Source organism: Thomasclavelia spiroformis DSM 1552 (genome assembly GCF_025149465.1).
Classification (GTDB): domain Bacteria; phylum Bacillota_I; class Bacilli_A; order Erysipelotrichales; family Coprobacillaceae; genus Thomasclavelia; species Thomasclavelia spiroformis.
In genome coordinates this window covers 1,752,287-1,779,271 of sequence record NZ_CP102275.1, presented here as the reverse complement: position 1 = coordinate 1,779,271, position 26,985 = coordinate 1,752,287, and the positions used below count along the sequence as shown (strand labels likewise).

The window sequence follows — 26,985 nt, the reverse complement described above, 5'->3', positions numbered from 1 at the left end:
CATACCTCCGTTACCTATAAATATACCACAATTTGGTTATAATATAAATTGTAATGGATTTCAACAACAAAAAAGAAAAAAATATTACTAATATTTATCATTTTGTTTGTTTTTTATTAACTTATTTAGTAGAATTAGTTAGAAAAAGAAAGGGGCTTAATTATGTCAACTTTAAAAATAGAAAATCTACATGTTAGTGTTGGTGAAAAAGAAATTCTAAAAGGAATAAACTTAACGATTAACACAGGTGAAACTCATGCTATTATGGGTCCAAATGGTAATGGTAAATCTACTTTATTATCAGCTATTATGGGACATCCTAAATATACAATTACAAAAGGAAATATTTATTTAGATGACCAAGACGTAATTCAAATGAGTGTTGATCAACGAAGTAAAGCAGGAATATTTTTAGGGATGCAATATCCTCAAGAAATTCCAGGTGTAACAACTTCAGATTTTTTACGTGCAGCGGTAAATGCTCATCAAGAAAAACCTGTGTCATTATTTAAATTTATTCGTGAATTGGAAAAAAATGTCGCAGATTTAAAAATGGATGAAAATTTAGCACATCGATATTTAAATGAAGGTTTTTCAGGTGGAGAAAAGAAACGTAACGAAATATTACAAATGAAGTTACTACAACCTAAATTTGCATTGTTAGATGAGATTGATTCAGGTCTAGATGTTGATGCATTAAAGATAGTTGCAAATGCAATTAATGAAATGAAATCAGATAATTTTGGTTGCATTATGGTATCACATTATGAACGTTTATTTGAATTAGTACCACCAAGCCATGTTCATGTATTAGTTAATGGAAAAATTATTTTAAGTGGTGGTAAAGAAGTAGTAGAAAAAATTGATCAAGAAGGTTATGACTGGGTAAAAGAATTGGGAATTGAAATCACAAGTGATGAAAAGAAACCTATTTTACTTGAAAGTTGTGCTAATAAAGAAAGAATGAAAATTAAGTAATGAAGCAGTTACAAGATATTAAAAATTATTTAGTTATTAAAAATGGTACAATTATAAGTCAAATTTGTAATGAAAATATTGAAATTAATAATAATAAAATAATTGTTAATGATGTTTCATCATTGCAAATAGTTTATCTAATTGATCAAGTTGGAAATTATTCAATCGATTTAGAAATAAATGGATCACTAAAATTAATTGAAACATATAATTTTAAACAAGATACTACTTTTACAAAAAATATTAATATAACAAAAAATAGTAACGTATTAAGATATATTGATAACCAAAGTACTTTTAACATTAATGCTAAAGTAATTGAAAATGTTAAAGTAATGCAAGATAGTGATGTTAAATGTGCATATGTAGAATTATCAAATAGTAATATTGAAATGGATGTAAATTATTCATTAGTTAAAGAAAATGCTAATGCTAATATTCGTCTAGCTACACTTGCTAAAGAAAAAGAAAATAAGCATATCACTATTTCAATTGTTCACGAAGCACCTTACACTACAGGAATCATGAATAATTATGGTGTGACAAAAAATGAAGCAAGTTTAGTAATTGATGGCATTGGAAGAATAAAAAAAGGAAATTGTCAATCAAATAGCCATCAGGCAAATAAAATCATTGTTTTTGATAAATTATGTAAAGCAAAAGCAAACCCATATTTATATATTGATGAATATGATGTTAAAGCAAGTCATGGGGCAAGTGTTGGTAAAATTGATGAAGAACATCTTTATTATTTACAATCACGAGGTCTAAGCAAAGAAGATGCTATGCATTTAGTGACTTATGGTTATTTTATGCCAGTACTTGAATTTATTGACAATGATGAATTAAAAGAATTATTTAATGAAATGTTAAAAGAGAAGGTGGGTATTTAATGTTAGAAGTTGCAAAGATTCGTAAGGACTTTCCAATGCTAAATGGAACTAAAATGCATGATCAGCCATTAATTTATTTTGATAATGGTGCAACAACATTAAAACCTCAATGTGTAATTGATGCAGTTTGTAATTATTTAACTAATTACTCTGGTAATGCTCATCGTGGTGATTATGATTTATCTCATGATGTTGATGTTCAGTTTGAAAGAACTCGAGAACTTGTTTCAAAGTTTATTAATTGTGATAGTAAAGAAGTTGTTTATACATATGGATCAACTGATGGATTAAATTTAGTTGCATTTGGGTATGGTTTAACACATTTAAATGAAGGTGATGAAATCTTAATTACTTTAGCTGAGCATGCTTCAAATACATTACCATGGTTTGAGGTCAGTAAACAAACTGGTAGTGTAGTTAAATATATTGATTTAGACGAAGATGGACGTTTAACTGTAGAAAATGTAATTAAGGCTATTAGTGATAAAACTAAGATTATTTCTATTGCTCAAATTACAAATGTTTTAGGATTTGATAGTCCCATTAAAGAAATTTGTAAAATTGCTCATGAAAAAGGAATAATTGTTTGTGTTGATGGGGCACAAAGTGTACCGCATCAACGAGTGGATGTAAAAGATTTAGATCTAGATTTTATGGTTTTTTCTGGGCATAAAATGTGTGGACCAACTGGAATTGGAATTTTGTATGGTAAATATGATTTATTGCAAGATACTACTCCAACTCGTTTTGGCGGTGGAAGTAATTCAAGATATAAAAGCTGTGGATTGGTTAAATTAAAAAATGCACCAACAAAATTTGAAGCAGGAACACCAAATATTGAAGGTGTAATAGGATTAGGTGCTGCAATTGAATATTTGATGTCAATTGGAATGGATAATATTCATGAATATGAATTACAACTCCGCCAATATGCAGTTAAAAAATTATTGGAGTTAGATAATATTGAAGTATATAATCCAAATGGTCAAGGAGCAATTACTTTTAATATTAAAGGAGTATTTAGTCAAGATGGAGCATCTTTGTTTAATACTTATGGAATTGCAATTAGATCAGGACAACACTGTGCTAAGATTTTAGATGAGTTTTTAAAAGTAAGTCAAACACTTAGAGCTTCATTTTATTTCTATAATACTTTTGAAGAGATTGATAAATTTATTGAGGTATGTAAGAAAGGAGATGATTTTTTAGATGCCTTCTTTGGATAATATGATGATGCGACAAATAATTATGGATCATTATGAGTCGCCTCGTAATCATGGTTTAGTAAATGATGATAATTATAAATCAGTGAATATGGATTCAGAAACATGTATCGATAATATTGATATTCAAGCATTGATTGAAGATAATGTTATTAAAGATATTCGCTTTGATGGTGAAGCTTGTGCTATTTGTACTGCTAGTACATCAATTATGTCGGAACTATTAATTGGTAAAACAATTGATGAAGCAAATAAAATTATTGAAAATTATCAAAATATGATATATGAAAAAGATTATGATCCTGAAATTATTGAAGAAGCGATTGTTTTTATGAATACTCATAAACAAGCTAATCGAATTAAGTGTGCTACTTTGGGATGGACAGGAATAAAAAAGATCTTAGATCAAGAATAGGAGGGAACATATGGCTAAAATAAAAGATGATTTATTTGATCATGAATATGCCTATGGTTTTAATGATGGCGATGTTTCAGTTTATAAAACTCCTAAAGGAATTAATGAAGAAATTGTTACTGAAATATCTAAAATTAAAAATGAACCAGAGTGGATGTTGGAATATCGTTTAAAAGCATATCGTTGCTTCATGGAAAAACCAATGCCTACTTGGGGTGTTGATTTAAGTAGAATTGATTTTGATGAATATACATATTATATTCGTCCTAGCGATAAGCAAACTAATAAATGGGAAGAGGTTCCTGAAACTATTAAAGAAACATTTAATAAATTGGGAATTCCAGAAGCTGAGCAAAAATATTTATCAGGTGTCAGTACACAATATGAATCAGAAGTTGTTTATCATAATATGTTAAAAGAAGTGAATGAAAAGGGAGTAATTTTCTTAGATATTGATAGTGGTTTAAGAGAATATCCAGAAATTTTTAAAGAATATTTTGATACTGTTATTCCATATAATGATAATAAATTTTCAGCATTAAATGGTGCTGTTTGGTCAGGCGGTTCGTTTATATATGTTCCTCCGGGAGTAAAACTAGAAAAACCATTACAATCATATTTTAGAATTAATTCTGAGCAAATGGCTCAGTTTGAAAGAACTTTGATAATTGTTGATAAAGGTGCGGAAATTCATTATGTAGAAGGTTGTACAGCACCTAATTATTCAAAAGATTCATTACATGCTGGAGTTGTAGAAATCGTTGTTAAAGAAGGAGCTAAATGTCGTTATACGACAATTCAAAACTGGTCAGACAATATTTTAAATCTAGTTACTCAAAGAGCTAAAGTATTTAAGAATGGTTCAATGGAGTGGGTCGATGGAAATATTGGTAGTGCGGTAACAATGAAATATCCTACTTGTATGTTAATGGAAGAAGGAGCTAAAGGTTCATGTATAACTATTGCTGTTGCAAGAGAAAATCAAATTATGGATTCTGGATCAAAGATGATTCATTTAGCGCCAAATACATCTAGTAGTATTGTTTCAAAATCAGTATCGCGTCGCGGTGGAAAAGTAAATTATCGTGGTATGGTACAACATGGCAAAAATGCTATTAATGCTAAAAGTAAGGTTGAATGTGATACATTGATTCTTGATGATATTTCTACTAGTGATACTGTTCCTACTAATTGGATGATGAATAATGAATCAATTATTGAACATGAAGCAACAGTTTCAAAAGTTTCTGATGAACAATTATTTTATTTGATGTCTCGTGGATTAACTAAAAAAGAGGCAATGGAAATGATTGTTATGGGATTTATTGAACCATTTGCAAGAGAATTACCAATGGAATATGCTGTTGAATTAAATCAGTTAATTAAACTTGATTTTGGAGATCAAGGTATTGGATAAAATTGAATTAAGAAAACAAATGATTAAAAAAAGGTTAGATTTAAGTAGTGAAGATCATGCTGCTAAATCTAATCTTATTATTTCTAAATTAAAACAGCATCCTGATTTTATTAACGCTAAAACAATTGGAATATATGTATCATTTAAAAATGAAGTTGATACAATTTCTTTAATTAAAGAAATTATCAATAAAAAAAATGTATGTGTCCCTAAAATTGATAATCATTTGATGAATTTTTATTTAATAAACTCTTTAGATGAATTAAAAAAAAGTAGTTTTGGTATCTTAGAGCCCTCAAATCAAAGTAAAATCATTAATAAAGAAAATATTGATCTATTAATTGTTCCAATGGTAGCTTTTGATCTAAACCATAATCGTTTAGGTTATGGAGGAGGATACTATGATTGCTATTTAAAAAAATATTCCGGTAAAGTGATTGGCCTAGCATTTAGTTTTCAAAAAATAGAAGCACTACCTGTTGAATCGTTCGATATACCAATTAAAACGATTATTGATGAAAAATAATTTTAGTTTTGTTATAATGATGAGTGAAAAGTAAGGTGAAATTATGTCGAGAGAGAAAACAGTAGTCAAAAATACATTAATTATGGCAATTGGTACTTTTTTACCAAGAATAATAAATTTACTAACTACACCAATTATTACAAGCTCTACTACAGATGCTCAATTTGGTCAATTAGACTTAGTTACAACTACAATATTGTCATTTATTGTACCTTTATGTACTTTACAATTAGAACAGGCATTGTTTAGATTTTTAGTAGATGCTAAAAATCAAAATGAACAAAAAAGTGTAATTACCAATGGATATACAATGATTTTTTCATTAATGTTAATTGTGGGAATTATTTGTTTGTTTATTCCAATTGATCTATTTAATGGAAGTTATAAATTTTTAGTAATTGGATATATTTGGATTGAGATTATTGCAACAACTTCAAGATTTGTTTTACGGGCTTTTTCTAAATATAAAGAGTATTCAATTTTAGCAGCTCTTGTAGTAGTGGTTAATTTTATTATTGTTTCAATTTGTTTGTTGTGGTTAAAAACTGGTTATATTGGAGTATTAATTGCTTTGACATTAGCTGATGTTGTAGGCTTTATATATGTTTTATTTGTATGTAATATTTTTAAATACTTTAATTTTAAATATTTTAGAGTTAAATATGCAACTAAGATGTTACAGTATGCTTTACCATTTATTCCTAATACCGTATCTTGGTATATTAATCAATTATCAGATCGTTGGATTATTTCAATTTTTTTAGGGGCAAGTGCTAATGGAGTATATGCTTTAGCAAATAAAATTCCTTCAATTGTTAATATCTTATATCCAGCATTTAATCTAGCATGGACAGATTCAGCAACAAGAAGTGTTAATGATCCTGATAGTGCAAAATATTATAATCGGATGTTTAAGATGTTGTTTTGTATTGTTTCGGCTGGAACAGTTTTATTATTGGCAACTTCACCAATTATTTTTAATATTTTGTGCCGAAATAAGTCGTTATACGAAGCTTTTAATTATACACCAATATTAATTATTGCTACATATTTTTATTGTTTTTCACAGTTTTTTGGAAGTATTTATGTTGCTAAAAAAAATGCTAAAAATATGTCAATTACAACAACAATGGCAGCAATCATTAATATTTTGATTAATTTAATTTTGATTCAACAAATTGGTGTATTAGCCGCAGTTCTTTCAACTTTAGTTGCAAATTTATTTTTAGCGGGATACCGTTTTATTGATTTAAATAGAAAATATTGTCGTTTAAGAATTAATAAACGATTAACGATTTTATCAATCATTGTTATTCTTATTATTTCATTGTTAGCTTATTGCACTGATCCAATTCTTTGGGTTTTAAACATAGTTTTAGCTTTAGGTTATGCATATTTTATTTCAGGAGATATTTTTATAACAATGTTTAAATCATTTATTAAAAAAAGATAAGAACTAGAAATTTATAAATTTCTAGTTTTTTAATATGTAATAAATTATTTATATAGAGAATATAATTTATTGGTGATTTGATGAAAAAAAGGTATCTATTAATTATTTTAGTAATTGTAGTAATTATATATTTTATAAGTACAAGTTTTACACCAATAATAAAAAAATTGCTGATAAATACGTAAATCGTTTTTGCTAAATGATTATAAATAATGTAGAATTACCTGTTGAAGTAGATCACCAAAAATTAGTAAATATAAAACGTAGTGGTGATTCAATAGCAAGTATTAACTTTGATACAAGTTATGCTGCAGATATTGGAGCCAAAATTGTCGATGAATTAGAAAAAATATTTTTTGAAATTGAAGAAGGAAAATATAAAAAAAAAATTACTCTATTTACCAATCAAAACTAGAAAAAGTAAGTAATAATACTGGTATTATTGCAAGTGTTCATTTGGGAATGCTTTTAAATAATCCATTTTTAGCTGATTTTGGTTCTAAAATAAATATTAGATATAAATCAATATCAGCAATAACATCTTCTTTAGATAAAGAAATAAAAAGTTATGGTGTGAATCATATAATGATTTCTTTAACTATAATAGTTAAAATTAAAATGATGGTATTAGTACCATTCTATGATGAAGAATTTAATAAATCATATGATTATCCTTTAGTTATGGAGATAATAGAAGGAGAGGTTCCTAATTGGTATCAAAACTAGAAATATTACAACGTTTTTATCAAATTTATCTAGATTATGAAAGTGATTATTTTACTTATCAAGGAAAACAATATTATTTATGTCAAATAAATAATTTTACTAACTATTATGAATCATATATACATGCACTAAATTTAATTGGATTTCAAGTTGTCTATAATTGTTTTAATCGTCCCGTATCAATGAATCATATTCTTTATACTTATCAAAACGAACAATATAATCTAGAACGTTTTATTATTCAATCATTAATTCCCCTAAATCAAAAAATAAATATTTTAAAAGTAAAAGAAAGCTGGTGTAAAATTCTTGATGAAGCAAAAAATAAAATAGGTAATCATGCTTCTAGAATCAATCATTTTGAGCATTTTATTGTTTTATCATATTATTACCAAGGGTTAGGTGAATGTGCAATTAGTATATTAAATCAAATAAAAGAAAAAGAATTACTATCGGGAATAGAACATTTTATATTTGAAGATAGCTATGGAATACTCTGTGCACCAGGTAATTTAGTAATAGCTTCAAGAATTAAAGATTTATCTGCAGCATATAAAAACCAACTAATTACGATAAATCAATTGGAAGAATATATAAATTATATCAGATTATCAAATGATGAATTGATTTATCTATATGCTCGATTATTATTTCCCGATATATTTTTTAAAAATGTAATTAAAGAAGATTGCAATGATTCATTAATGAAAAAGAAACTACTAAATATTTATCAAAATATTGATAATGAAAAAAGAACAATCAAAGATGCATATCAAATGCTATATAACTACGTAAATATTCCCTATATTCCTTGGTTATAAAATATTGATTTTAAGATCATTAGCTAGTAATATTTTATATATAGGGGGAATATGTGTGAATAAAAAAATAATAAAACGAATCAATAGCTTTAAATATGCAATTGAAGGAATAAAAGCAACTTTTACATCACAAACAAATATGAAAATACATGTAACAGTTATGCTTTTAGTAATTATTGCAGGAATAATTTTAAAATTAGATAGTTCTAAATGGAAAATATGTATAATTTTATTTTCTTTAGTATTGGCAGGTGAATTATTTAACACTGCCATTGAAGCAATTGTAGACATGGTTATGCCTGAATTTCACCTCAAAGCTAAATTAGCCAAAGATGCTGCTGCAGGTGGTGTACTAGTATTAGCAATTGGTGCTGCAATTATTGGTTTAATGATCTTTATACCAGAAATTATGAAATTATTTTAAGAGTAGATAATTTAATATTATTTATAAATAAGATATAAACTTGAAAGTGAGCTATAAGTATGAAAGATTTAACAGGTGAATTAAAAAACAAAAAAATAAATAATATTAAATTACTAAATTATGGATTTATTAAAAAAGATCATAGTTATATTTATAAAACTAAAATATATAATAATAAATTTGAAGCTATTATAAATATTTCCAAAAATCAACCAACAGCTGCACTTATTGATTTGGAAAATAATGAGGAATATATACTAGTAGATATTAAAGAGGCATCCGGTAATTTTGTTAATAGAATCAAAGAAGAATATGAAAATATAATTAAAGATATTATTGATAAATGTATGGAACCTGATATATTTAAAAGTTTACAGGCTAATGAAATTATTAAATATGTTAAAGAAAAATATAATGATGAATTAGAATATTTATGGCAAAAGTTTCCTAACAATGCAATTTGGAGAAATAAAAAAAATAATAAATGGTATGGTGTATTATTAGTTGTAAAAGAAAATAAATTAGCTATTGAATCAGATAAACTTGTAGAAATTATTGATTTACGATTTCAAAAAGAAAATATTCATAAAATTATTGATAATAACAGATTTTATCCAGGTTATCATATGAATAAAAACAATTGGATAACAATAAAACTTGATAATTCTGTTGAAACAAAAAAGATTTTTGAGCTTATCGATAATAGTTATAATTTATCATTAAAAAAATGATGACAATATTGAATACTCCTGTCAAGTAATCTTTTTTATAGAACAAGAGTTTTATCTAATTAACATAATTTAATAATATTAGAGGGAAAAGTAATGAACATTAGAAATTTAGAATATTTTATTAAAGTAGTGGATACTAATTCTTTTACAAAAGCAGCAGAAGAATTATTTATTTCTCAATCTGCAATTTCACAACAAATAAAAGCTTTAGAAGATGAATTATGTTTTCCTTTAATGATTCGAAACCGTAAAGGATTTGAGTTAACTCAAGCTGGTAAATATTTATATATTGAAGGAAAAAATATTATTGCAAATATAAAAGAAATAGAAAATCATGCAACTTGTATTTCTAAAAATAATAATAAAGAATTGAAAAAGCCCTTAGAATATTTAGCGCTAAATATCCTGAAATAAAAATTTCAATTAAAGATGGAACTTACGATACAATATCAGCTAATAATATTAATGATGTAACTGATATTATGATAGGTGAACAACGAAAAGCTTTTTCAGATAGGTTAAATAATGTTTATATTGGTGATTTATATTATTCTATTAAGATTTCTAATGCAAATAATTTATCAACTAAAAAACACTTACAATCAATGATTTAAAAGATCAAAATTGTATTGTTATTGCAAGTAGAGAAGAATTTGCTAAAGAAATAGAGTTCATGAAAACAAAATTAGGATTTGATGGTGACGGTATTTATGCAACTACTTTAACACAGGCAAATTTGATGGTAGCTGCAAATATTGGCTTTTTACCGATTGCTAGTAAGCAAAAAGAGAAGATAGATGATGGTAGTATTACAACAATTCCATTACTAAAAAATACTACGATATTAAAATCAGAATTATATGGTTTTTATAAAAAATTATCTGATGAATTTACTTGTCAAAAATTAATTGAAATTATTAAAGATGTCATGGAATAAGAAATATCTTATTCTTTTTGGCAATCTAAAATAACCTGGGGTTCTGGGGTTTTAGATACTAAATCATAACGGGGAAAAGTTGTTCCCCGTTTTTTTGTATCTTTCTATGAGAAAATGTACTTTTATTTGATATCTGTATTTTTGATTGGATACATGTGATATGTGGCATCATCATTGAGGCAGTACATGACCCTGTTTTTAAATCTATGCCAGTTAAGATATCCATTTGAACTATGTTTGAGTAATTTTATTGATTTATTTCTATTTTCAATGATTCCATTGGAAATGCGTTTCCCATCTGCTCTTATAAATGAATTGACGATTTCCCGTTTCCATTTAGTAAGTGTATTTGCAAAATCTTTCATTTCTTTAATAGGACTGCTTTTAAATAGGGTAATCAGTTCGTCGATATTTTTTTTGGCACTGTCATAAGAAGAATCCCTGTAAAAAACATCCAGCTGATATTTAAGGTCATAAGCTAAATCTAATTCCCGATCATCCCTGATCATATAGTCAAAAATATCATAGTAGTTGAAATATCCCTGAAGTACTTTATTATATTTCTTTTCTACATTGGGATCGTATATGCACTTGTTGTTATTGGAGAAGAGCATCCAGTGGAATTTTTTCAAAACATAATAATGTCTGGATACTTCTGATAATTCATTTTTTTCAGCTTCGGTAAGGTTTTCTTTTTTGTTAAGGTAATTTTTTCTGGAGTAATAGCGATTCATGGAATTGATTCTTACTTTATCCAGTTTTCTGTGAAATTCCTGCTTGACATGATAGTGATCAACAGCACATAAGGCATCAGGAAACATAATTTTAGAAACAACACGATATGATTCCCACATGTCGAATGATACAACTTTAACTTTTTTTCTTTCTGATAAAGGAATATTAAAGAAATAATCCATCAGTACCTGTTTTCTTCTTGATGGAAGTACATCAACGATATTTTGTGACTGAAAATCAAGAAGAACACAGATGTATCTGCTTTTTTCGGATTTAAAAGCATAAACTTCATCAATGCACAGATATTGAGGAAGCTGCCTTCTTGACATGCAGACAAATGAATCAAAAATATGAGCGGCAGTTGTCTGTGAAATATGATAACGCTGAGCTACATCTTTAAATGTTGCAGCAGGATGCTTCAAATCTCTAAGGATATTATATACAGTCGCTAAGGAGATTCGTGAACCGGCAACAGAAAAAGGATTAAGTTCATAGAATGTTTTATTGCATTTTTTGCATCTGTATCTTCTGGCTCGATAATCAATCACACATCTATGACTGGTCAAAACAGTGGATAGGTTACACTAAATTGGACAGTTTTTAAGAGAACTGTTACAATAGAAAATCAAGAAATGAGGTAATCTGAAATGGCAAGAGAAAGAAGAACTTACAGTGATGAATTTAAACAGAAAATGGTCGAATTATACAACAGCGGAAAACCAAGAGCTGAGCTGGTTCGTGAATATGAACTGACTCCATCTGCTTTATCTTCATGGATCAAAAAGTACAATAATACTGGTTCGTTCCATGTCGAGGACAACCGCAGTGATGAAGAAAAAGAACTAATCAGACTCCGCAAGGAAAATCAGCGACTGAAGATGGAAAATGATATTTTAAAGCAAGCAGCGCTGATCATGGGACGAAAATAAATGTTATCATTTCCAATGCAGATAAATATCCGGTCAGCGCAATGTGTAAATTACTAGATATACCTAGATCATCATTATATTATAATCGTAATAATAAATTAAATAAGAAAAAATCCAATGATCATTATCTGACTGCTTTAGTAAAAGAAATATTTAAAAACAGTCGAAACAACTATGGTTCAAGAAAGATTAAAATAGAATTGGCTAAACTGGGCCATATTGTCAGTAAAAGAAGAATTAGACGTATTATGCAGGAAAATGGCTTAGTATCAAGCTATACAGTTAAACAGTATAAAGTACATCACGCAGCATGTAATAATGATAATATAGAAAATAGACTCAATCGTAATTTTAATCAAAAAGAGAAATGAAGGTAGTAGTTAGTGATCTGACGTATGTTAATGTGGATGGAAAATGGAATTATATATGTCTTATGTTAGATCTATATAACAGAGAGATTGTAGGATATGCAGCCAGTAAGAATAAAAATGCCAAGTTAGTAGAAAAAGCACTCTATTCAATAAAATATGATTTACGAAAAGTAGATTTGTTTCACAGTGATCGAGGAAATGAATTCAAAAATGAAGATATTGAAAATGCATTAAAGGCATTTAATATAAACAGGTCATTAAGTGCTAAAGGATGTCCGTATGATAATGCAGTTGCTGAAGCAACATATAAAATTATAAAAACAGAGTTTGCATTTAATAAAAGGTTTGAAAGTTTTGAAGAACTGGAACTAGAATTATTTGATTATGTAAACTGGTATAATAATGTGAGGATACATGGTTCACTTGGCTATAAGACACCAGTTGAATTTAGGATGTTCTCATAGAAATTGTCCAAAAAAGTGTTGACAATCCACTCCTTTCTTTGTTTACAGGTAAATAATAGAACCAAAAAAGGAAAGAAGATATAAAAGTTATGTGGTTATAAAAATAACGGGGAGATTTCTGGAATTAAATTTACATAAAACAAAATAATCATCGATAAAACAGGAAAATTTATGCTTAAGGTAATAAAAGTGAGATGAGTTGAGGATAGGGAGGGCAGTAATGACGATCTTATAAAGATCATGAAAAGTCAAGGAAATAAAAGGGATCATATCTTCAGCCAGGATAGCATGTGTTTTACCGCAGGATTTGCACATGATGCGAGTGATTCTGATTCTAATTTTTTGATTGAAAATAAAGATAGTACGAAAGTAGTAGGCATGTCTGATCCATAAAGAACCATGACAGTTAGGACATAGAATATTATCAAAATTTAAAGAATTAACGGAATCGTTATATGACTTGGATATTAAAGCTTCTAATTTATTCAGGTCAGGAAGAATAGTATTGATTTTTTTATTAAAATGGGTTATTATCATATTGTTCTTATGGAAAGGATGTATACAGACTGTGGTAGGAAAGTATGCATCCTTTTTTCTTTCTCAAAATTTCAGATAAACTGATAAAATAATTTTATCAAAAACCCCGTGAATATGGAAAGAATATAAATAATTATAATAAAAGAGCACCCCTATATATTTGAGTGCTCATTAAAACCCCGTAAAAGATTAGATAGTCTTCTTTTTTTATAAGTTTTTCTTATAAATGTTGACAATAAATCAAGATAAATAAGCACTAAATGAGGTGATATAATAAAATGAAAGGTAAAGGTGATTAAAAATGAAGAAAGATGTAGTGGTTTTAATTGGAGCAGGAAGTATTGGTGTTGCGTGTGCTAGATGTATTGTAATAGGTAAACGTTTGATTATTGGTGATATAAATTTAAAAACAGCTAAGATGGTTGAAGAAGATTTATGTAATGCTGGTTTTGAAACTAGTAGTATACAAGTTGATTTAGTTAGTCGAGAATCTATTTTAAAGGTGATAAAGGAAGCATTGAAATATGGAAATATTAAAAATGTAATTAATGCAGCAGGCGTATCGCCTAGTCAAACATCAATTAAAAAAATATTAGAAGTTGATTTATATGGAACAGCAGTATTGTTAGAAGAATTTGGAAAAGTAATTAGTGAAGATGGAAGTTGTATTGTTATTTCTTCACAATCAGGACATCTTCTTAAAGCATTAAGTCAAGAAGAAAATGAATTGTTAGCTTTAACACCGACTGATGAATTATTAAATCTAGAAATATTAAAAGAAAATAGATACATTACATGCATATCAGCTTGCTAAAAGATGTAATGTTTTAAGAGTTGCTGGTGAGGCAATAAAGTGGGGGAAAAGAAATGCTAGAGTAAACTCAATTTCATCGGGAATTATTATTACATCACTTGCAAATGATTAATTAAATGGACTTCGTGGAGAAAATTATAAAAAGATGTTAGCTTTAGCTCCAGCAAAAAGAGCAGGAACTCCAGATGAGGTATGAGATTTGTGTGAGTTTTTAATGAGTAGTCGAGGAAGATTTATTACTGGAGCAGATTTTTTAATTGATGGGGAGCAAGTGCATCATATTGGTATGGTGATCTTCAATATATGAAAAATACAATGGGAAACTAATAAATGATAAGTTTTAAATTATTGATTATTTGTGATACTAATTATGCAATTAATATAATGAAGATATAAATTTAAAAATATATTTATATGAAAGAAGTTAAAATTGAAAAAAGTGATAAGATGTTAATTAATCAGTTATTAATTGTATGGAAAAATTCTGTAAAAGAAACACATTTGTTTTTATCCAAAGATGAAATAGAAAATATTGAACCGTACGTGTTTCAAGCATTAAATAGTATAAAACATTTGATTATTGAAACTGATGATAATGGAGATTCAATTGCATTTATGGGAATAGAAGATAATAAACTTGAAATGTTGTTTATTGCACCTGATTTTAGAGAAAAAGGATTAGGGAAGAAATTACTTTTATATGGAATTGAAAATTATCAAGTGTATGAACTGGTGTAAATGAGCAAAATCCTCAAGCTAAAGGATTTTATGAATATATGGGATTTAAAGTTTATAAAAGAGATGAATTAGATGTACAAGGGAATCCTTATCCTATTTTGCATATGAGATTAAAAGATTTTAATAAAAATATCCTATAAAGGATATTTTTATTGTATATAGTAAATTTTTATAAAGTATAGTATGATTTAACTATTATAGGAGGGTGTTATGGTAGAAATTGATGCTATAAAAAATAATATAACTATACTTTCTAAAAAAATAGACTGTTTAAATATTGATAGTATATTTGTGGAACATGATGGAAAGATAGATAAATTTTTTTATACTGAAGAAAAGTTACATGAATTAAGAAGTTGTTCTAAATTATTAGTTGCAATGGCAATTGGTATTGCAATTGATAAAAAGATGTTAACATTAGATACTAAAGTTTATTCAATATTAAAAAAATTAGTCGATATTAAAAATGAAAAAATAAAAAAATGGGATATTAAAACTTTATTAACACATACAACAGGTTATAAAGAAATGATAATGACTGCTAAAGAAATTAAAGAAAAGAATTTAGATATAAATAATATCTTAAATTATGTATTAAATGTTGATATTCCTTATCAAGTAGGAACAAAATTTGTTTATAATAATGTTGAACCATTTATATTATCTGTATTTTTTCAAGAAAAATTTAAAATAAAGTTATCTGATTTTATTAATGAAAACATATTTAAAAAATTAGATATAAAAAAATACCAATGGGATGATTACGGTAAATATTGTCCTGGTTGTACCGGATTATTTTTAAAACATTCAGATTTTCATAAGATAGGAAGATTATTATTAAATGACGGAGTGTATAATGGCATTCAGGTAATATCTAAAAATTGGATTAATATGATGTGTTCATTGCAATTTGAAATATCATCAGTATATAAAACAAAAGTAGCGTTACCTATGCTTGGTGCTGGTTATTATACTTTTATTTCAAAAGAAGGTTATGTATTTAGAAATGGTTCTAACGGACAATATATTATTTTAAATAAAGATAATAATTTACTTATAACTATAATGTCATCTGAAAAAAACAGAGAAAATGTTATGGAAATTTTAAGAATATTATTTAGTTAATAAATTATGAATTTATTTTGATAATATCAATTCAAGGAGGTAAAGTTTATGTCATTAAAATTAGTTAAAGGTTCTTATGAATATAAAAATCAAATAATTGATATGTTGAAGGAATGGATAGCTTATAATGAACAACATCCTAAAGCTAATACTTCTCCGTATGCTATTTTTAAAAATGATTATCATGACTTTGATTATTACTTAAATAATTTAGAAATTAAAGAAGCAAATGATAATTTAGTAGCTGACTCTACATTTTTTTGCTTTGATGATCAAAGAAATATCATGGTTGGTGTTGTTAATATTCGTCATGATTTGAATGAATATTTATTAAAATATGGTGGTCATATCGGTGATGGAGTTAGACCTAGTGAAAGAAGAAAAGGGTATGCTACTAAAATGATTAATTTAGCTTTAAAAGAATGTAATAAACTCAAAATTAAAAGAGTATTATTAGTGTGTGATAAAAATAATATTGGATCAGCTAAATCTATTATTAGTAATGGTGGTATTTTAGAAAATGAAGTTGTCAATGCTGATAAAATTATTCAAAGATACTGGATAGATTTAGAATAGAAAAGGATATTTTATATAAAATAAAAACTCATGAACATTTTTAAGTTCATGAGTTGCTTTTTTATTGGAGCGGGTGATGGGAATCGAACCCACGTAGTCAGCTTGGAAGGCTGAAGTTCTACCATTGAACTACACCCGCATCGCTCTATTATATTAACATAAATAATTAATATATGCAAGATATTTTTTAAGAAATGGTGACCCGCAGGCGATTCGAACGCCTGACCCTCTGATTAAAAGTCAGATGCTCTACCGGCTGAGCTAGCGGGTCATATTGGCTGGGGTACCTGGATTCGAACCAGGGAGATGACAGAGTCAAAGTCTGTTGCCTTACCGCTTGGCTATACCCCAAGAAGATGGTGGAGGAGGGCGGATTCGAACCACCGAACCGAAAGGAACTGAGTTACAGTCAGCCGCGTTTAGCCACTTCGCTACTCCTCCATCATGGTGCCGGCTAAAGGACTTGAACCCTCAACCTACTGATTACAAGTCAGTTGCTCTACCAATTGAGCTAAGCCGGCGTATTTTTTATTTTAATGGTGGAGGTTAACGGACTCGAACCGCTGACCCTCTGCTTGTAAGGCAGATGCTCTCCCAACTGAGCTAAACCTCCATCGTTTGGTGCCTATTTATATTATCATCTACTTTTTAATAAGTCAACAAAAAAATGATAAAAATAAAAAAGAAACGATCAAGATTGATCGTTTCCTATTAATATCCAGGTTTACCTAATAATTTAAACATGTTTTTCTTATAAACTTCAACCCCAGGTTGATTGAATGGATTAACCCCTAATAAGTATACAGACATTGCACATGATTTTTCAAAGAAGTAAACCATGTAACCAAAACTATATGCATCCATTTTATCTAAAGTAATTAAAATATTTGGAACATTACCTGTATTTACATGGGCATCAATAGTTCCTTGGCAAGCTTTTTTATTTACAAAATCAACAGATTTTCCAGCTAGATAGTTTAAACCATCTAAATCATCTTTATCATTTGGAATAATCATATCACCCATTGGTTCATTAATTTGTAAAATTGTTTCATATAATACTTTAGAACCTTCTTGAATAAATTGACCTAATGAGTGTAAATCAGTTGAAAAAGTAGCACTAGTAGGTAAAATACCTTTTCCTTCTTTACCTTCTGATTCACCGTATAATTGTTTCCACCATTCAGCAACCATAGCTAATTGTAATTCATAAGTTACAAACATTTCAGCACTATATCCTGCTTTGTGTAAAATTTGACGTGCAACACCATATTTATATGCATCATTTTGATCTAAATCAGGGTTACTATATTTATTCATTGCATCATTAGCACCTTTTAACATTTCATCAATATCAATACCAGCCATTGCAATAGGGAATAGTCCAACTGGAGTTAATACTGAATAACGACCACCTACATCATCAGGAATTACAAAAGTCGTATAACCTTCTTCAGTTGCTAAAGTTTTTAAAGCTCCACGCGCTTTATCGGTTGTTGCAACGATTCTTTCTCTTGCACCTTCTTTACCATATTTAGCTTCACACATTTCTTTAAAAATTCTAAATGCAATTGATGTTTCAGTAGTAGTACCAGATTTAGAAATGACGTTAATTGCAAAATCTTTACCTTCAATATATTCAGCAACTTGTTTAATATAGTTAGATGAAAAAGTATTTCCTACATAAATTATCTCTACTTTATTTTTAGGATATAAACCGTTGATTGCTTCAATTGCAGCACGTGCTCCTAAATAAGAACCACCAATTCCACAAACTAGTAATACATCAGTTTTTTCTTTTAAATTAGCAGCAGTTTTTTTAATTAACTCTACTTCAGCTTTATCATAATTTTCTGGTAATTCAACCCAACCTAAAAAATCATTACCAGCTCCTGTTTTATTATGAATCATATCATGAATTTCTTTAACAGTATCTTTGTATGATTCTAAGTTTTCATTTAATTTTGCTTTTGATAAATCTAATGTAATCATTTTAATTTTCCTCCGTAATTCCTTGTTTAAGCCATTTTTCCATGGCTTTAGCTAGTGGTGTAAAACCATTAGGCGTTTCAACGATTGAGCGTCTAGGATTTTTATAGTAGACACGTTTATTTCGCCTGCGATATCGATTATCAATGGCCTTTAAACTTAATTTAGCGTGGTTGGTTTCTTCATCAAAATCAATCACTTTAACTTTAATGAATTCACCAACTTTTACAAAGCTATCAATGCTTTTGACGAATTTATCAGATATCTCTGAAATATGAATCAATCCAGTTGAATTATCTGGTAAGCTTGCAAAAGCACCATAAGGCTGTATACCCGTAATTTTTACATCAACGATATCTCCACGGTTTACTTTTGGGACCATTTATAATCACTCCTTGCTTTAATATTATAACATAATCTGAATAAAAATATTTCATTTTAATAATTTTTATTATGAATTTTCATATTTTAAAAATCAAAAAAAATCAAGAAAATAAAATTTGTTAATATTATTGCAATTTTTATAGATTATAAATAAAATATTGTATATTCACTTTTATAAGTTCTAATAATTAGTTTAAAGTGTTAAAATATACACAAAGATAAGGAGATGTTATAAATGGAAAATATGAGTACAATCGAAGAAATAGAAAAAGTTATAAATAAACTTCGTCCATATTTAAATCGTGATGGTGGCGATATTGAATTAGTTGATTTTAAAGATGGAATCGTTTATGTAAAAATGTTAGGAGCTTGTGCAGGTTGTGCAATGCTTGATGAAACATTAAAAGATGGTGTTGAACAAATTTTAATGGAAGAAGTACCTGGTGTTTTAGAAGTTAAAAATGTATTAGAAGGTATGGAATATTAATAAAATTTGAGATTAATCTGATACTATTATAAGATGAAATAAGCTATAAATCATGATAGAATGATAGTATCAAATAAATTGCTTGCAATATTTTATCGAATATATTATTATGTATCTGTTGTTTTTGGAATATTATTATTTAAATTATGCAAACTATGTTTAGGTGATAGTATGCAAGAAAATATTAGACAACAAAAAATGATTGCCAGTATCTTATTGGATATTGGTTTAGATGATGAGTTAATTGGAATAATTACCTCACTTACAAAAGAACAAATACAAGAAATAAATAAAAAAGACTCTTATTAAGAACTACTAGATGAAGATCTATGATGTAGTGGCAACCCTATTTTTAGAAGGTGCCTAACTGAGCAAGTTATATACTTGAACAATGAGAGAAGGCTTCCTAACTATGTATGCTTTCTCTTTAGGAAGCTTTTTTATTTGTAAAAGGAGAAAGAAAATGAAAGAAAAAATATTATTTACTTCAGAATCAGTATCTAAAGGTCATCCAGATAAAGTTTGTGATCAAATTAGCGATGCTATTCTTGATGCGTGTTTAAGTGAAGATCCTAATTCTCGTGTAGCTTGTGAAGTATTTGCTACTACAAATTTAGTTGTTATTGGTGGTGAAATTACTACTAATGCTAAAGTTGATTATGAGCAAGTTGCTCGTGATGTTTTAAAAGATATCGGATATGATGATAATGAAAAAGGTATAGATTATCGTACATGTAAAATTCAAGTAGTTATGGATTTACAATCATCAGATATTGCATTAGGTACAAATGATGAAGTCGGTGGTGCTGGAGATCAAGGAATTATGTTTGGTTTTGCCTGTAAAGAAACAGAAGGGTATATGCCTCTACCAATTTCAATTGCTCACCATTTAGTGCGTGTTGCAACTGAAAAGAAAGATAGCGGTGAATTTAAATATGCTCGTCCTGATATGAAAGCACAAGTAACTATTGATTATACAGAAAGTGAACCACGAATTGATACAATTTTAATGTCAATACAACATGATCCTGATTTTAAAGAAGCAGAGTTTAAATGTTATATTAAAGAAGAAATAATGGATGCAGTGGTAAAGAAATATAACTTAAATACTGATTATAAAGTATTGATCAATCCAACTGGACGTTTTGTAATTGGTGGTCCTCATGGTGATACTGGTTTAACAGGACGTAAGATTATTGTTGATACATATGGTGGCTCAGCTCGTCATGGTGGTGGGGCATTTAGTGGAAAAGATCCATCTAAAGTTGACCGTTCAGCAGCATATATGCTTAGATATATTGCTAAAAATATTGTGGCAGCTGATTTATGTGATAAAATTGAAATTCAAATTTCGTATGCAATCGGGGTAAAAGAGCCAACATCTATTTTTATTGAAACATATGGAACTGAACATGTTAGCCATGATGTTATTTTAAAGGCAATCAAAGAAAACTTTGATTTAACACCAGGAGGAATTATTGATACGTTAAAATTACGTCAACCAATTTATTTAAAAACAGCTGCTTATGGTCATTTTGGACGTGGTGATATTAATTTACCATGGGAAAAGCTAGATAAAGTAGAAATTTTAAAAAAATATTTATAGAAAAAATGCTCGATTTATCGAGTGTTTTTTTATGTTTGGTTAAAATAATGTAAATTTTATATATAATATAAGTATTATTTTATAAATTTATATTGTATAATATTCATATACAAAGGAGGAATTCTTATGAAAATCTCAGTAAGAGGAAAAAACATTGAAATCACAGAAGCAATCGAATCAAAAATTTCAGATAAATTATCTAAACTAGATAAATATTTCATTGTAAGTGACAATGTTGAAGCAAAAGTATTATGTCGAGTTTATCCTTATGGACAAAAACTTGAAGTTACGATTCCTACTGAATATGTACTTTTAAGAGCTGAAGTAGTAGATAGTGACTTATATACTGCAATGGATTTAGTAGTAGATAAACTAGAAGGGCAAATTAGAAAGTACAAAACTAGATTAAGTCGTAAATCAAAAGATAATAAACTTGCGTTCAACTTATCTTCAATTGAAGATGTTGAAACAGACGATGATGTTTTAGTAAAAGTAAAATCTATTACACCTAAGCCAATGGATATGGAAGAAGCAATTATGCAAATGGAATTGATTGGACATTCATTCTTCGTTTATCGTGATGCTGAAAGTGATTCTATAAGCATAGTATATCGTCGTAATGATGGTGACTATGGTTTAATTGAAACAGATTAATATAATTTTAATGTTGTAATTTAACAAAATAAAAAGCCCAAAAGGGCTTTTTATTTTTGGACAAGGTTGCAACCTTGAACATAATTTTTCTTGACCATTAACTTATCGATATCGTTTAAAATAGTAACTTTTTTAATTGACCAGTCAGGAGCAACAAGATTATCAACATTACCATCTCCAGTTAGACGTTCAATTACAATATTTTCTGGTAAATAACTTAATTGTTCAGTAACTAAATCAATATATTCATCACGAGTAAGCATAGTAAATTCATTGTTTTGATATATTTGGTTTAACTTAGTATTTTTTATTACATAAAGCATATGAATTTTTAAAGCTTGAATATCTAATTTACCGATTTCTTTAACTGTTGTTAGCATCATCTCATGAGTTTCAAAAGGTAAACCATTGATAATGTGGACACAAACATTAATATTAAGCTGGCGTAATTTATTTAAACCATTAATAAATTCTAAATAACTATGACCACGATTAATTAATTTAGCTGTTTTATCATGGATTGTCTGTAATCCTAATTCAATCCATAAATCGCATCGCTTATTAACGCTATCTAAATATTTTAATATATCATCTTCTAAACAATCAGGACGAGTTGCAATACTAATTGCAACTACGTCTTTTTTGTTTATAAATGGTTCAATACAATCGCGTAGTTTTTCTACGGGACCATATGTATTACTATTAGCTTGAAAATAAGCAATATATCTACAACCAGGCCATTTTTTTTGTAAAACCGCACTAACATCATCAAACTGTTTTTCAAGTGAATCTTTTACATTTCCCGCAAAATCACCAGAACCACTACTACTACAAAAAATGCAACCACCAATTCCTTTAGTACCATCACGATTTGGACAAGTAAAATTGGCATTAAGACTTACTTTGGCAACTTTATGATGATATTTATTTTTTAAATAATAATTAAAAGTGTGATAACGCTTGTTATCATTACTAAATTTAAAAACATTCATTTTTATCACCTAAGATATTATAACACAAGGAGAAAAATATGGTATTACAACTTGAACATGTTACAAAATTTTATACATATGACAAAAATAAACAAATAATTATTAATGATTTTACAGTTAAATTTCCTAAAATTGGAATGGTAGCAATTATAGGTAAAAGTGGTAGTGGAAAATCGACATTATTAAATTTAATTGCTGGAATTGAAAAACCATGTAGTGGAAAAGTATTGATAGATGGATATGAATTGGATTATCGTCAAATTAGTGAATATCAAAGTAACTATATAAGTTATGTTTATCAGTTTTATAATTTAGTAGAGTCACTAACAGTACAAGAAAATATAGTTTTACTAGCTAAGATAAAAGGAAAGTCATTTTCATTAGATAAACTATATCAATTTAGTGATAAATTAGAAATTACCTCATTATTAAAAAAATTCCCTCGAGAATTATCTGGAGGACAAAAACAAAGAGTCAGCTTAGTTCGAGCTTTTTTATGTAATACACCAATTTTACTTGCAGATGAACCAACTGGAGCATTAAACGATCAAATGGCAAATGAGGTAATGAAACTTTTAAAATGGTATTCAAAAAAGCATTTAGTTATTATTATTTCACATAATTTTAATTTAGTATCTAAATATACTAAAATGATTATAGATTTGGATAGCAGACAAAATATTTATGATTTTCATCATGCAATTGACTATCATAAATATTTTTTTAATATAACTAAAAAAGTAAGTAGTTTAAATTTTTATTTGAAAAGACAAATAATTTATCAAAGAAATAAGATAATAATGATGTTATGTTCGCAAATTTTTGCAGTTTGTACTTTTGTTTTGTTGATAAGTGGTATAAATGGTGGATGGGAATATTTAAAAAGTAATTTTAATAGTGATCCACTTAAAGAAATCATAGAAATTAGTAAAAAGGATTATGACCAAATATTTTTTAGTGATGAACAAATTAGTGGATTAAAAAAAGATAAATTAATTAATCGACTTTCTTATAAACTTGATTTTAATTTGGGTAGTTTTAAAAATGATAAAGAAATTTATTTAACAAGTTATCAGGTTTATAAAAGTAATAATATTGATTTTGTTGAAGGTAGTTATCCTGATTATGAAAATGAAATAATGATAAATCAAGATGCATTTAAAAAATATAATATAAAAGTTAATGATAAGCTTGATTTTATTATAGATAAACAAAAATTCTCATTAACTATTTGTGCAATTATCAATGATAATGTAAATAATGGGATTAATGTTTATATTGATAGTAATTATCTTGATAAAAACTTACAAGAAAAAATAATTAGTAAAGCAAGCGTGATTGTTAAAAGTAAAAATTATCAACAATTGGTAAAAAAATATGATCAAGATTATTTTGTTATTAATTTACATAATGAATATTTTAATAGTTATCGTACATTAATTGATATGGCAATAATGGTTGCTATTTGCTTTTTAGTAATAAGTTTTGGTATTTCATTGATTTTAATTTCAATTATTTTAAAAACAATCTTAATTGAAAGAAAAAAAGATATATGTTTAATGTTATCTAATGGCTTGTTATTGAATAAAACAAAGGGATTGTTTGCTAAAGAAGCAGCATTGGTAGGAATGATAATAGGGATCATAGCAATGTTAATTTCACAATTTTTATTGATGATAATTGATATTTTTAAAATAAGTGATCTGATATTTAAGATACCGGATTTATTTATTTTACCAAAATTATTTTTATCTAAGTATGATTTGTATTTTGTTATGATTTTAATTTACATTGGAGCATGTTTTTTGGTGGGAATTATAACAAGCTTTCAAATTAGTAAAATGGATATGAGTGTATTGTTGAAGGAGGATTAATTAAGATGTTAGAGATAAAAAAGTTATCTAAACGATATGATGATATCATTATTGATAATTTGTCAATTTGTTTTCCAAGTACGGGAATGATTGTGATTGTAGGAAAGTCAGGTTGCGGTAAAACAACATTATTAAATATTTTAGGAGGAATTGATCAAGAATATGATGGTGAGGTATTATTTGATCAACAAAATATTAAAACGATCAAAAATTATTGTCGAAAACATGTAGGCTTTATTTTCCAAAATTTTAATTTAGTCAATTGGTTAAATGCTAAGGAAAACTATATACTACCAAGATTTTTTGGTAATATAATCTTCAAAAGGGAAATAGAAGATCGTCGTGAAAAATTAGAACTAACATCTTTTTTAAAAAAGAAACCAGTACTTTTATCAGGAGGGCAAAAGCAAAGAGTAGCAATGTTAAGAGCAATGATAAAAAATGTAGATATCTTGCTTTGTGATGAACCGACAGGATCTTTAGATGACGATAATGCAAAAGTAATTTTTGAATTATTAAAACAAGAAGCAAAGGAAAGATTAGTAATTGTAATTACTCATAATGAACAACTTGCTTATCAGTATGCAAATCAAGTATTTACTTTTCAAAATGGTAAATTGTTAGGTAAATATCGAAAAGATAAAAGTGATAATTTTTATTGTCGTCTTAAAGAAAAGAAAAATCCGTTTGATATATATAAATTAGTATTGATGCAATACCGAGCTGATTTTTTTAGAAATACAAAAATTGTAACAGGTGTTGTAATGGCACTGCTATGTATTATGATTACTTTTACTTTAAGTGATTCACTAACTAAACAAATTCAAAAACAACTCAGTAATATTTTTCCAAGTCAGCTTATATCTTTACAAACACGTAATAATATTCCTTTAAAGTATCAAGATTTAGTTGATTTAAAAAATAATAAAGATATTACATATTTATATGGTGAGATGAAAGATTATGAGTTTATGGGAATATCTTTACAAGAAAGTTATCAAGGTGATAAAACTATTTATATTAGTGATATGACTAAAGGATTGAAAAGTGATAAGTTAGAAAAAGGAAGAAAAATTAAAAATGATAATGAAATTATTTTATCAAAAACTACAGCGATTCATTTAAATAAAGATTATGAGCAGTTGTTGAATAAAAATATCTATGGATATTATTTGTATGGTGATGTTATCAAAAGAGTTGTTTTAAAAGTAGTTGGAATCAGCAATGAAACAACTGTTTTTGATACTATTTATATTAATGAATTAGCTAATGTTAAACATGTAAGTGAGATATTTGATAAAGATATTAATGAGCTTGTTTTTTCAATTGGAATGATTAATATAGATAATCAAGTTGATGTTGATGAAAGTTTAGAAAAATTAAGAAAAGAAAATAAGAATTTTGAGTTTAAAGTTGCAGGTGATGATATTAGTGCTAGAATTGATGATTTTTTGTTGCAGGTACATCGAGTATTGGTTTTATTTTCTTTACTTGCAATTGTATCAGCTTGTTTTTTAATAGGAGAGGTATTGTATTTATCAGTTGTTGAAAAGACAAAAGATATTGGGATTTTTAAGTGTTTAGGAGCTAGTAAGTTGCAACTTCGATTATTGGTTTTGTTTGAATGTTTTATGTTAGTTACAATAGCATATTTGTTATCATATTTAATTTTTAATCAATTAGTTAATCTAATTAATGAGATTGTTGAAATGGGATTACAATTAAATTTATCCAAGGCTTTTATTCAAATTGATAATCAGTTATTAATAATTATATATATAGGAGCACTATTTTTTGGATTACTTAGTAGTTGTTTTCCAGCTTATTATACTAGTCGTTTGGATCCTGTTAAATCTTTAAAATATCAAAGATATTAATTGATGAATTATGTTGCATATGGTTAGTTTTGTGATATAATAGATGAGTAACAAAAAAATCTATGAATAGGACTAGTAGTAATTTATGCTTTTATTTAGAGAGTCAGTGGGTGGTGAAAACTGATAAAGCAGATTATGAACTCACCTAGGAGATGCAGCGGTGAATTAACAGTAGTCGTTGCCGTTGACTGCGTTAAGGTTTCGAGGGCTCAGCCTTTTTTAGGCTTTGAACTAAGGTGGTAACGCGATATTGAAGTCGTCCTTAGATAGGATGACTTTTTATTATTTT

General features: G+C 27.5%; 29 protein-coding genes, 6 tRNA genes, 1 pseudogene, 1 riboswitch and 1 other annotated feature. Of the genes and pseudogenes, 25 read left to right on the top strand and 11 right to left on the bottom strand.

Annotated features, from left to right (window positions below; translation table 11 throughout):
* The first annotated feature begins 162 nt into the window (after positions 1–162).
* From sufC to NQ543_RS08560, 14 genes are all read left to right on the top strand, one after another.
* Entirely contained in the window at positions 163–978 is an 816-nt protein-coding gene (gene sufC, locus NQ543_RS08625) for a Fe-S cluster assembly ATPase SufC (protein ID WP_004608856.1), read from the top strand.
* Positions 978–1,871 (top strand): SufD family Fe-S cluster assembly protein, encoded by an 894-nt coding sequence (locus NQ543_RS08620; protein ID WP_004608855.1) that lies wholly within the window; start codon positions 978–980, stop codon positions 1,869–1,871. Before sufC ends, NQ543_RS08620 begins: the two co-directional genes overlap by 1 nt.
* Positions 1,871–3,097, top strand: coding sequence for an aminotransferase class V-fold PLP-dependent enzyme (locus tag NQ543_RS08615; protein ID WP_004608854.1), 1,227 nt, complete (start codon positions 1,871–1,873; stop codon positions 3,095–3,097). The genes NQ543_RS08620 and NQ543_RS08615 overlap by 1 nt, the downstream gene beginning before the upstream one ends.
* Entirely contained in the window at positions 3,081–3,509 is a 429-nt protein-coding gene (gene sufU, locus NQ543_RS08610; RefSeq protein WP_004608853.1) for a Fe-S cluster assembly sulfur transfer protein SufU, read from the top strand. The genes NQ543_RS08615 and sufU overlap by 17 nt, the downstream gene beginning before the upstream one ends.
* 10 nt (positions 3,510–3,519) lie before the next feature.
* On the top strand, positions 3,520–4,926 hold the full coding sequence (gene sufB, locus NQ543_RS08605; RefSeq protein WP_004608852.1) for a Fe-S cluster assembly protein SufB: 1,407 nt from the start codon (positions 3,520–3,522) through the stop codon (positions 4,924–4,926).
* Entirely contained in the window at positions 4,919–5,452 is a 534-nt protein-coding gene (locus tag NQ543_RS08600; protein WP_004608851.1) for a 5-formyltetrahydrofolate cyclo-ligase, read from the top strand. Before sufB ends, NQ543_RS08600 begins: the two co-directional genes overlap by 8 nt.
* 43 nt (positions 5,453–5,495) lie before the next feature.
* A complete protein-coding gene (locus NQ543_RS08595; protein WP_004608850.1) occupies positions 5,496–6,905 on the top strand; it encodes a lipopolysaccharide biosynthesis protein in 1,410 nt (469 codons plus the stop codon).
* Positions 6,906–7,104: 199 nt separating this feature from the next.
* The gene (locus NQ543_RS08590) at positions 7,105–7,320 is read left to right on the top strand and encodes a hypothetical protein (protein WP_004608849.1); all 216 of its coding nucleotides are present in this window, start codon (positions 7,105–7,107) and stop codon (positions 7,318–7,320) included.
* A gap of 47 nt (positions 7,321–7,367) precedes the next feature.
* Positions 7,368–7,631 (top strand): sporulation protein YunB, encoded by a 264-nt coding sequence (locus NQ543_RS08585; protein WP_004608848.1) that lies wholly within the window; start codon positions 7,368–7,370, stop codon positions 7,629–7,631.
* The gene (locus NQ543_RS08580; protein WP_004608847.1) at positions 7,616–8,452 is read left to right on the top strand and encodes a hypothetical protein; all 837 of its coding nucleotides are present in this window, start codon (positions 7,616–7,618) and stop codon (positions 8,450–8,452) included. Before NQ543_RS08585 ends, NQ543_RS08580 begins: the two co-directional genes overlap by 16 nt.
* Positions 8,453–8,507: 55 nt before the next feature.
* The gene (locus NQ543_RS08575; RefSeq protein WP_004608846.1) at positions 8,508–8,876 is read left to right on the top strand and encodes a diacylglycerol kinase family protein; all 369 of its coding nucleotides are present in this window, start codon (positions 8,508–8,510) and stop codon (positions 8,874–8,876) included.
* 59 nt (positions 8,877–8,935) lie between these two features.
* The gene (locus tag NQ543_RS08570) at positions 8,936–9,607 is read left to right on the top strand and encodes an MmcQ/YjbR family DNA-binding protein (RefSeq protein WP_004608845.1); all 672 of its coding nucleotides are present in this window, start codon (positions 8,936–8,938) and stop codon (positions 9,605–9,607) included.
* A gap of 93 nt (positions 9,608–9,700) precedes the next feature.
* A complete protein-coding gene (locus tag NQ543_RS08565) occupies positions 9,701–10,021 on the top strand; it encodes a LysR family transcriptional regulator (RefSeq protein WP_004608844.1) in 321 nt (106 codons plus the stop codon).
* Positions 10,022–10,280: 259 nt separating this feature from the next.
* Complete coding sequence (locus NQ543_RS08560; protein ID WP_004608842.1) at positions 10,281–10,544, top strand: hypothetical protein; 264 nt, start codon at positions 10,281–10,283, stop codon at positions 10,542–10,544.
* A 122-nt stretch (positions 10,545–10,666) separates the two neighbouring features.
* Here the strand turns inward: NQ543_RS08560 and NQ543_RS08555 are convergent, their stop codons facing one another.
* Entirely contained in the window at positions 10,667–11,827 is a 1,161-nt protein-coding gene (locus tag NQ543_RS08555; protein WP_004608841.1) for an ISL3 family transposase, read from the bottom strand.
* Between the two features lie 99 nt (positions 11,828–11,926).
* Between NQ543_RS08555 and NQ543_RS08550 the strand changes: the two are divergent.
* Positions 11,927–13,043 (top strand): annotated as a pseudogene (locus NQ543_RS08550) (IS3 family transposase).
* A gap of 87 nt (positions 13,044–13,130) precedes the next feature.
* On the opposite strand, the gene NQ543_RS12125 reads toward NQ543_RS08550, so the two are convergent.
* Positions 13,131–13,580 (bottom strand): DUF6431 domain-containing protein, encoded by a 450-nt coding sequence (locus NQ543_RS12125; protein WP_004608838.1) that lies wholly within the window; start codon positions 13,578–13,580, stop codon positions 13,131–13,133.
* Between the two features lie 301 nt (positions 13,581–13,881).
* On the opposite strand from NQ543_RS12125, the gene NQ543_RS08545 reads away from it, so the two are divergent.
* From NQ543_RS08545 to NQ543_RS08530, 4 genes are all read left to right on the top strand, one after another.
* Positions 13,882–14,394: an SDR family NAD(P)-dependent oxidoreductase gene (locus NQ543_RS08545; protein WP_004608837.1), complete on the top strand. Its 513-nt coding sequence runs from the start codon at positions 13,882–13,884 to the stop codon at positions 14,392–14,394.
* 414 nt (positions 14,395–14,808) lie between these two features.
* On the top strand, positions 14,809–15,132 hold the full coding sequence (locus tag NQ543_RS08540) for a GNAT family protein (RefSeq protein WP_004608836.1): 324 nt from the start codon (positions 14,809–14,811) through the stop codon (positions 15,130–15,132).
* Positions 15,133–15,342: 210 nt separating this feature from the next.
* A complete protein-coding gene (locus NQ543_RS08535; RefSeq protein WP_004608835.1) occupies positions 15,343–16,257 on the top strand; it encodes a serine hydrolase domain-containing protein in 915 nt (304 codons plus the stop codon).
* A gap of 48 nt (positions 16,258–16,305) precedes the next feature.
* A complete protein-coding gene (locus tag NQ543_RS08530; RefSeq protein WP_004608834.1) occupies positions 16,306–16,833 on the top strand; it encodes a GNAT family N-acetyltransferase in 528 nt (175 codons plus the stop codon).
* Between the two features lie 65 nt (positions 16,834–16,898).
* Here the strand turns inward: NQ543_RS08530 and NQ543_RS08525 are convergent.
* The 8 genes from NQ543_RS08525 to NQ543_RS08490 form a co-directional block, all read right to left on the bottom strand.
* Positions 16,899–16,972, bottom strand: a tRNA-Gly gene (locus tag NQ543_RS08525).
* 56 nt (positions 16,973–17,028) lie between these two features.
* Positions 17,029–17,104: transfer RNA gene (locus NQ543_RS08520), tRNA-Lys, on the bottom strand.
* 4 nt (positions 17,105–17,108) lie between these two features.
* Positions 17,109–17,184: transfer RNA gene (locus NQ543_RS08515), tRNA-Gln, on the bottom strand.
* Positions 17,185–17,190: 6 nt separating this feature from the next.
* Positions 17,191–17,274: transfer RNA gene (locus tag NQ543_RS08510), tRNA-Tyr, on the bottom strand.
* A gap of 4 nt (positions 17,275–17,278) precedes the next feature.
* Positions 17,279–17,354, bottom strand: a tRNA-Thr gene (locus NQ543_RS08505).
* 16 nt (positions 17,355–17,370) lie between these two features.
* Positions 17,371–17,446, bottom strand: a tRNA-Val gene (locus tag NQ543_RS08500).
* A gap of 98 nt (positions 17,447–17,544) precedes the next feature.
* Positions 17,545–18,825 carry a glucose-6-phosphate isomerase gene (locus tag NQ543_RS08495; RefSeq protein WP_004608833.1) on the bottom strand — a complete coding sequence of 427 codons (1,281 nt, stop codon included), beginning with the start codon at positions 18,823–18,825 and terminating at the stop codon, positions 17,545–17,547.
* 1 nt (position 18,826) lies between these two features.
* Positions 18,827–19,204 (bottom strand): CvfD/Ygs/GSP13 family RNA-binding post-transcriptional regulator, encoded by a 378-nt coding sequence (locus NQ543_RS08490; RefSeq protein WP_004608832.1) that lies wholly within the window; start codon positions 19,202–19,204, stop codon positions 18,827–18,829.
* A 237-nt stretch (positions 19,205–19,441) separates the two neighbouring features.
* Between NQ543_RS08490 and NQ543_RS08485 the strand changes: the two genes are divergently transcribed.
* The 4 genes from NQ543_RS08485 to hpf all read left to right on the top strand — a co-directional run bounded on the left by NQ543_RS08485 (position 19,442) and on the right by hpf (position 21,953).
* Positions 19,442–19,693 carry a NifU family protein gene (locus NQ543_RS08485; RefSeq protein ID WP_004608831.1) on the top strand — a complete coding sequence of 84 codons (252 nt, stop codon included), beginning with the start codon at positions 19,442–19,444 and terminating at the stop codon, positions 19,691–19,693.
* A 60-nt stretch (positions 19,694–19,753) separates the two neighbouring features.
* Positions 19,754–20,002, top strand: coding sequence for a hypothetical protein (locus tag NQ543_RS08480; protein WP_004608830.1), 249 nt, complete (start codon positions 19,754–19,756; stop codon positions 20,000–20,002).
* Positions 19,993–20,091, top strand: a riboswitch (SAM riboswitch). It overlaps the preceding gene by 10 nt.
* A gap of 65 nt (positions 20,092–20,156) precedes the next feature.
* Positions 20,157–21,299 carry a methionine adenosyltransferase gene (gene metK / locus NQ543_RS08475; RefSeq protein WP_039903476.1) on the top strand — a complete coding sequence of 381 codons (1,143 nt, stop codon included), beginning with the start codon at positions 20,157–20,159 and terminating at the stop codon, positions 21,297–21,299.
* A gap of 126 nt (positions 21,300–21,425) precedes the next feature.
* Positions 21,426–21,953 (top strand): ribosome hibernation-promoting factor, HPF/YfiA family, encoded by a 528-nt coding sequence (gene hpf, locus NQ543_RS08470; protein WP_004608828.1) that lies wholly within the window; start codon positions 21,426–21,428, stop codon positions 21,951–21,953.
* Between the two features lie 50 nt (positions 21,954–22,003).
* On the opposite strand, the gene mnmL is transcribed toward hpf, so the two are convergent.
* Positions 22,004–22,945, bottom strand: coding sequence for a tRNA modification radical SAM protein MnmL/YtqA (gene mnmL, locus NQ543_RS08465; protein ID WP_004608827.1), 942 nt, complete (start codon positions 22,943–22,945; stop codon positions 22,004–22,006).
* 38 nt (positions 22,946–22,983) lie between these two features.
* On the opposite strand from mnmL, the gene NQ543_RS08460 reads away from it, so the two are divergent.
* Together NQ543_RS08460 and NQ543_RS08455 are read left to right on the top strand one after the other, a co-directional pair.
* Complete coding sequence (locus tag NQ543_RS08460; RefSeq protein ID WP_004608826.1) at positions 22,984–24,819, top strand: ABC transporter ATP-binding protein/permease; 1,836 nt, start codon at positions 22,984–22,986, stop codon at positions 24,817–24,819.
* Positions 24,820–24,824: 5 nt separating this feature from the next.
* Entirely contained in the window at positions 24,825–26,696 is a 1,872-nt protein-coding gene (locus NQ543_RS08455; protein ID WP_004608825.1) for an ABC transporter ATP-binding protein/permease, read from the top strand.
* A 53-nt stretch (positions 26,697–26,749) separates the two neighbouring features.
* Positions 26,750–26,963, top strand: a binding site (T-box leader).
* Positions 26,964–26,985 lie beyond the last annotated feature (22 nt).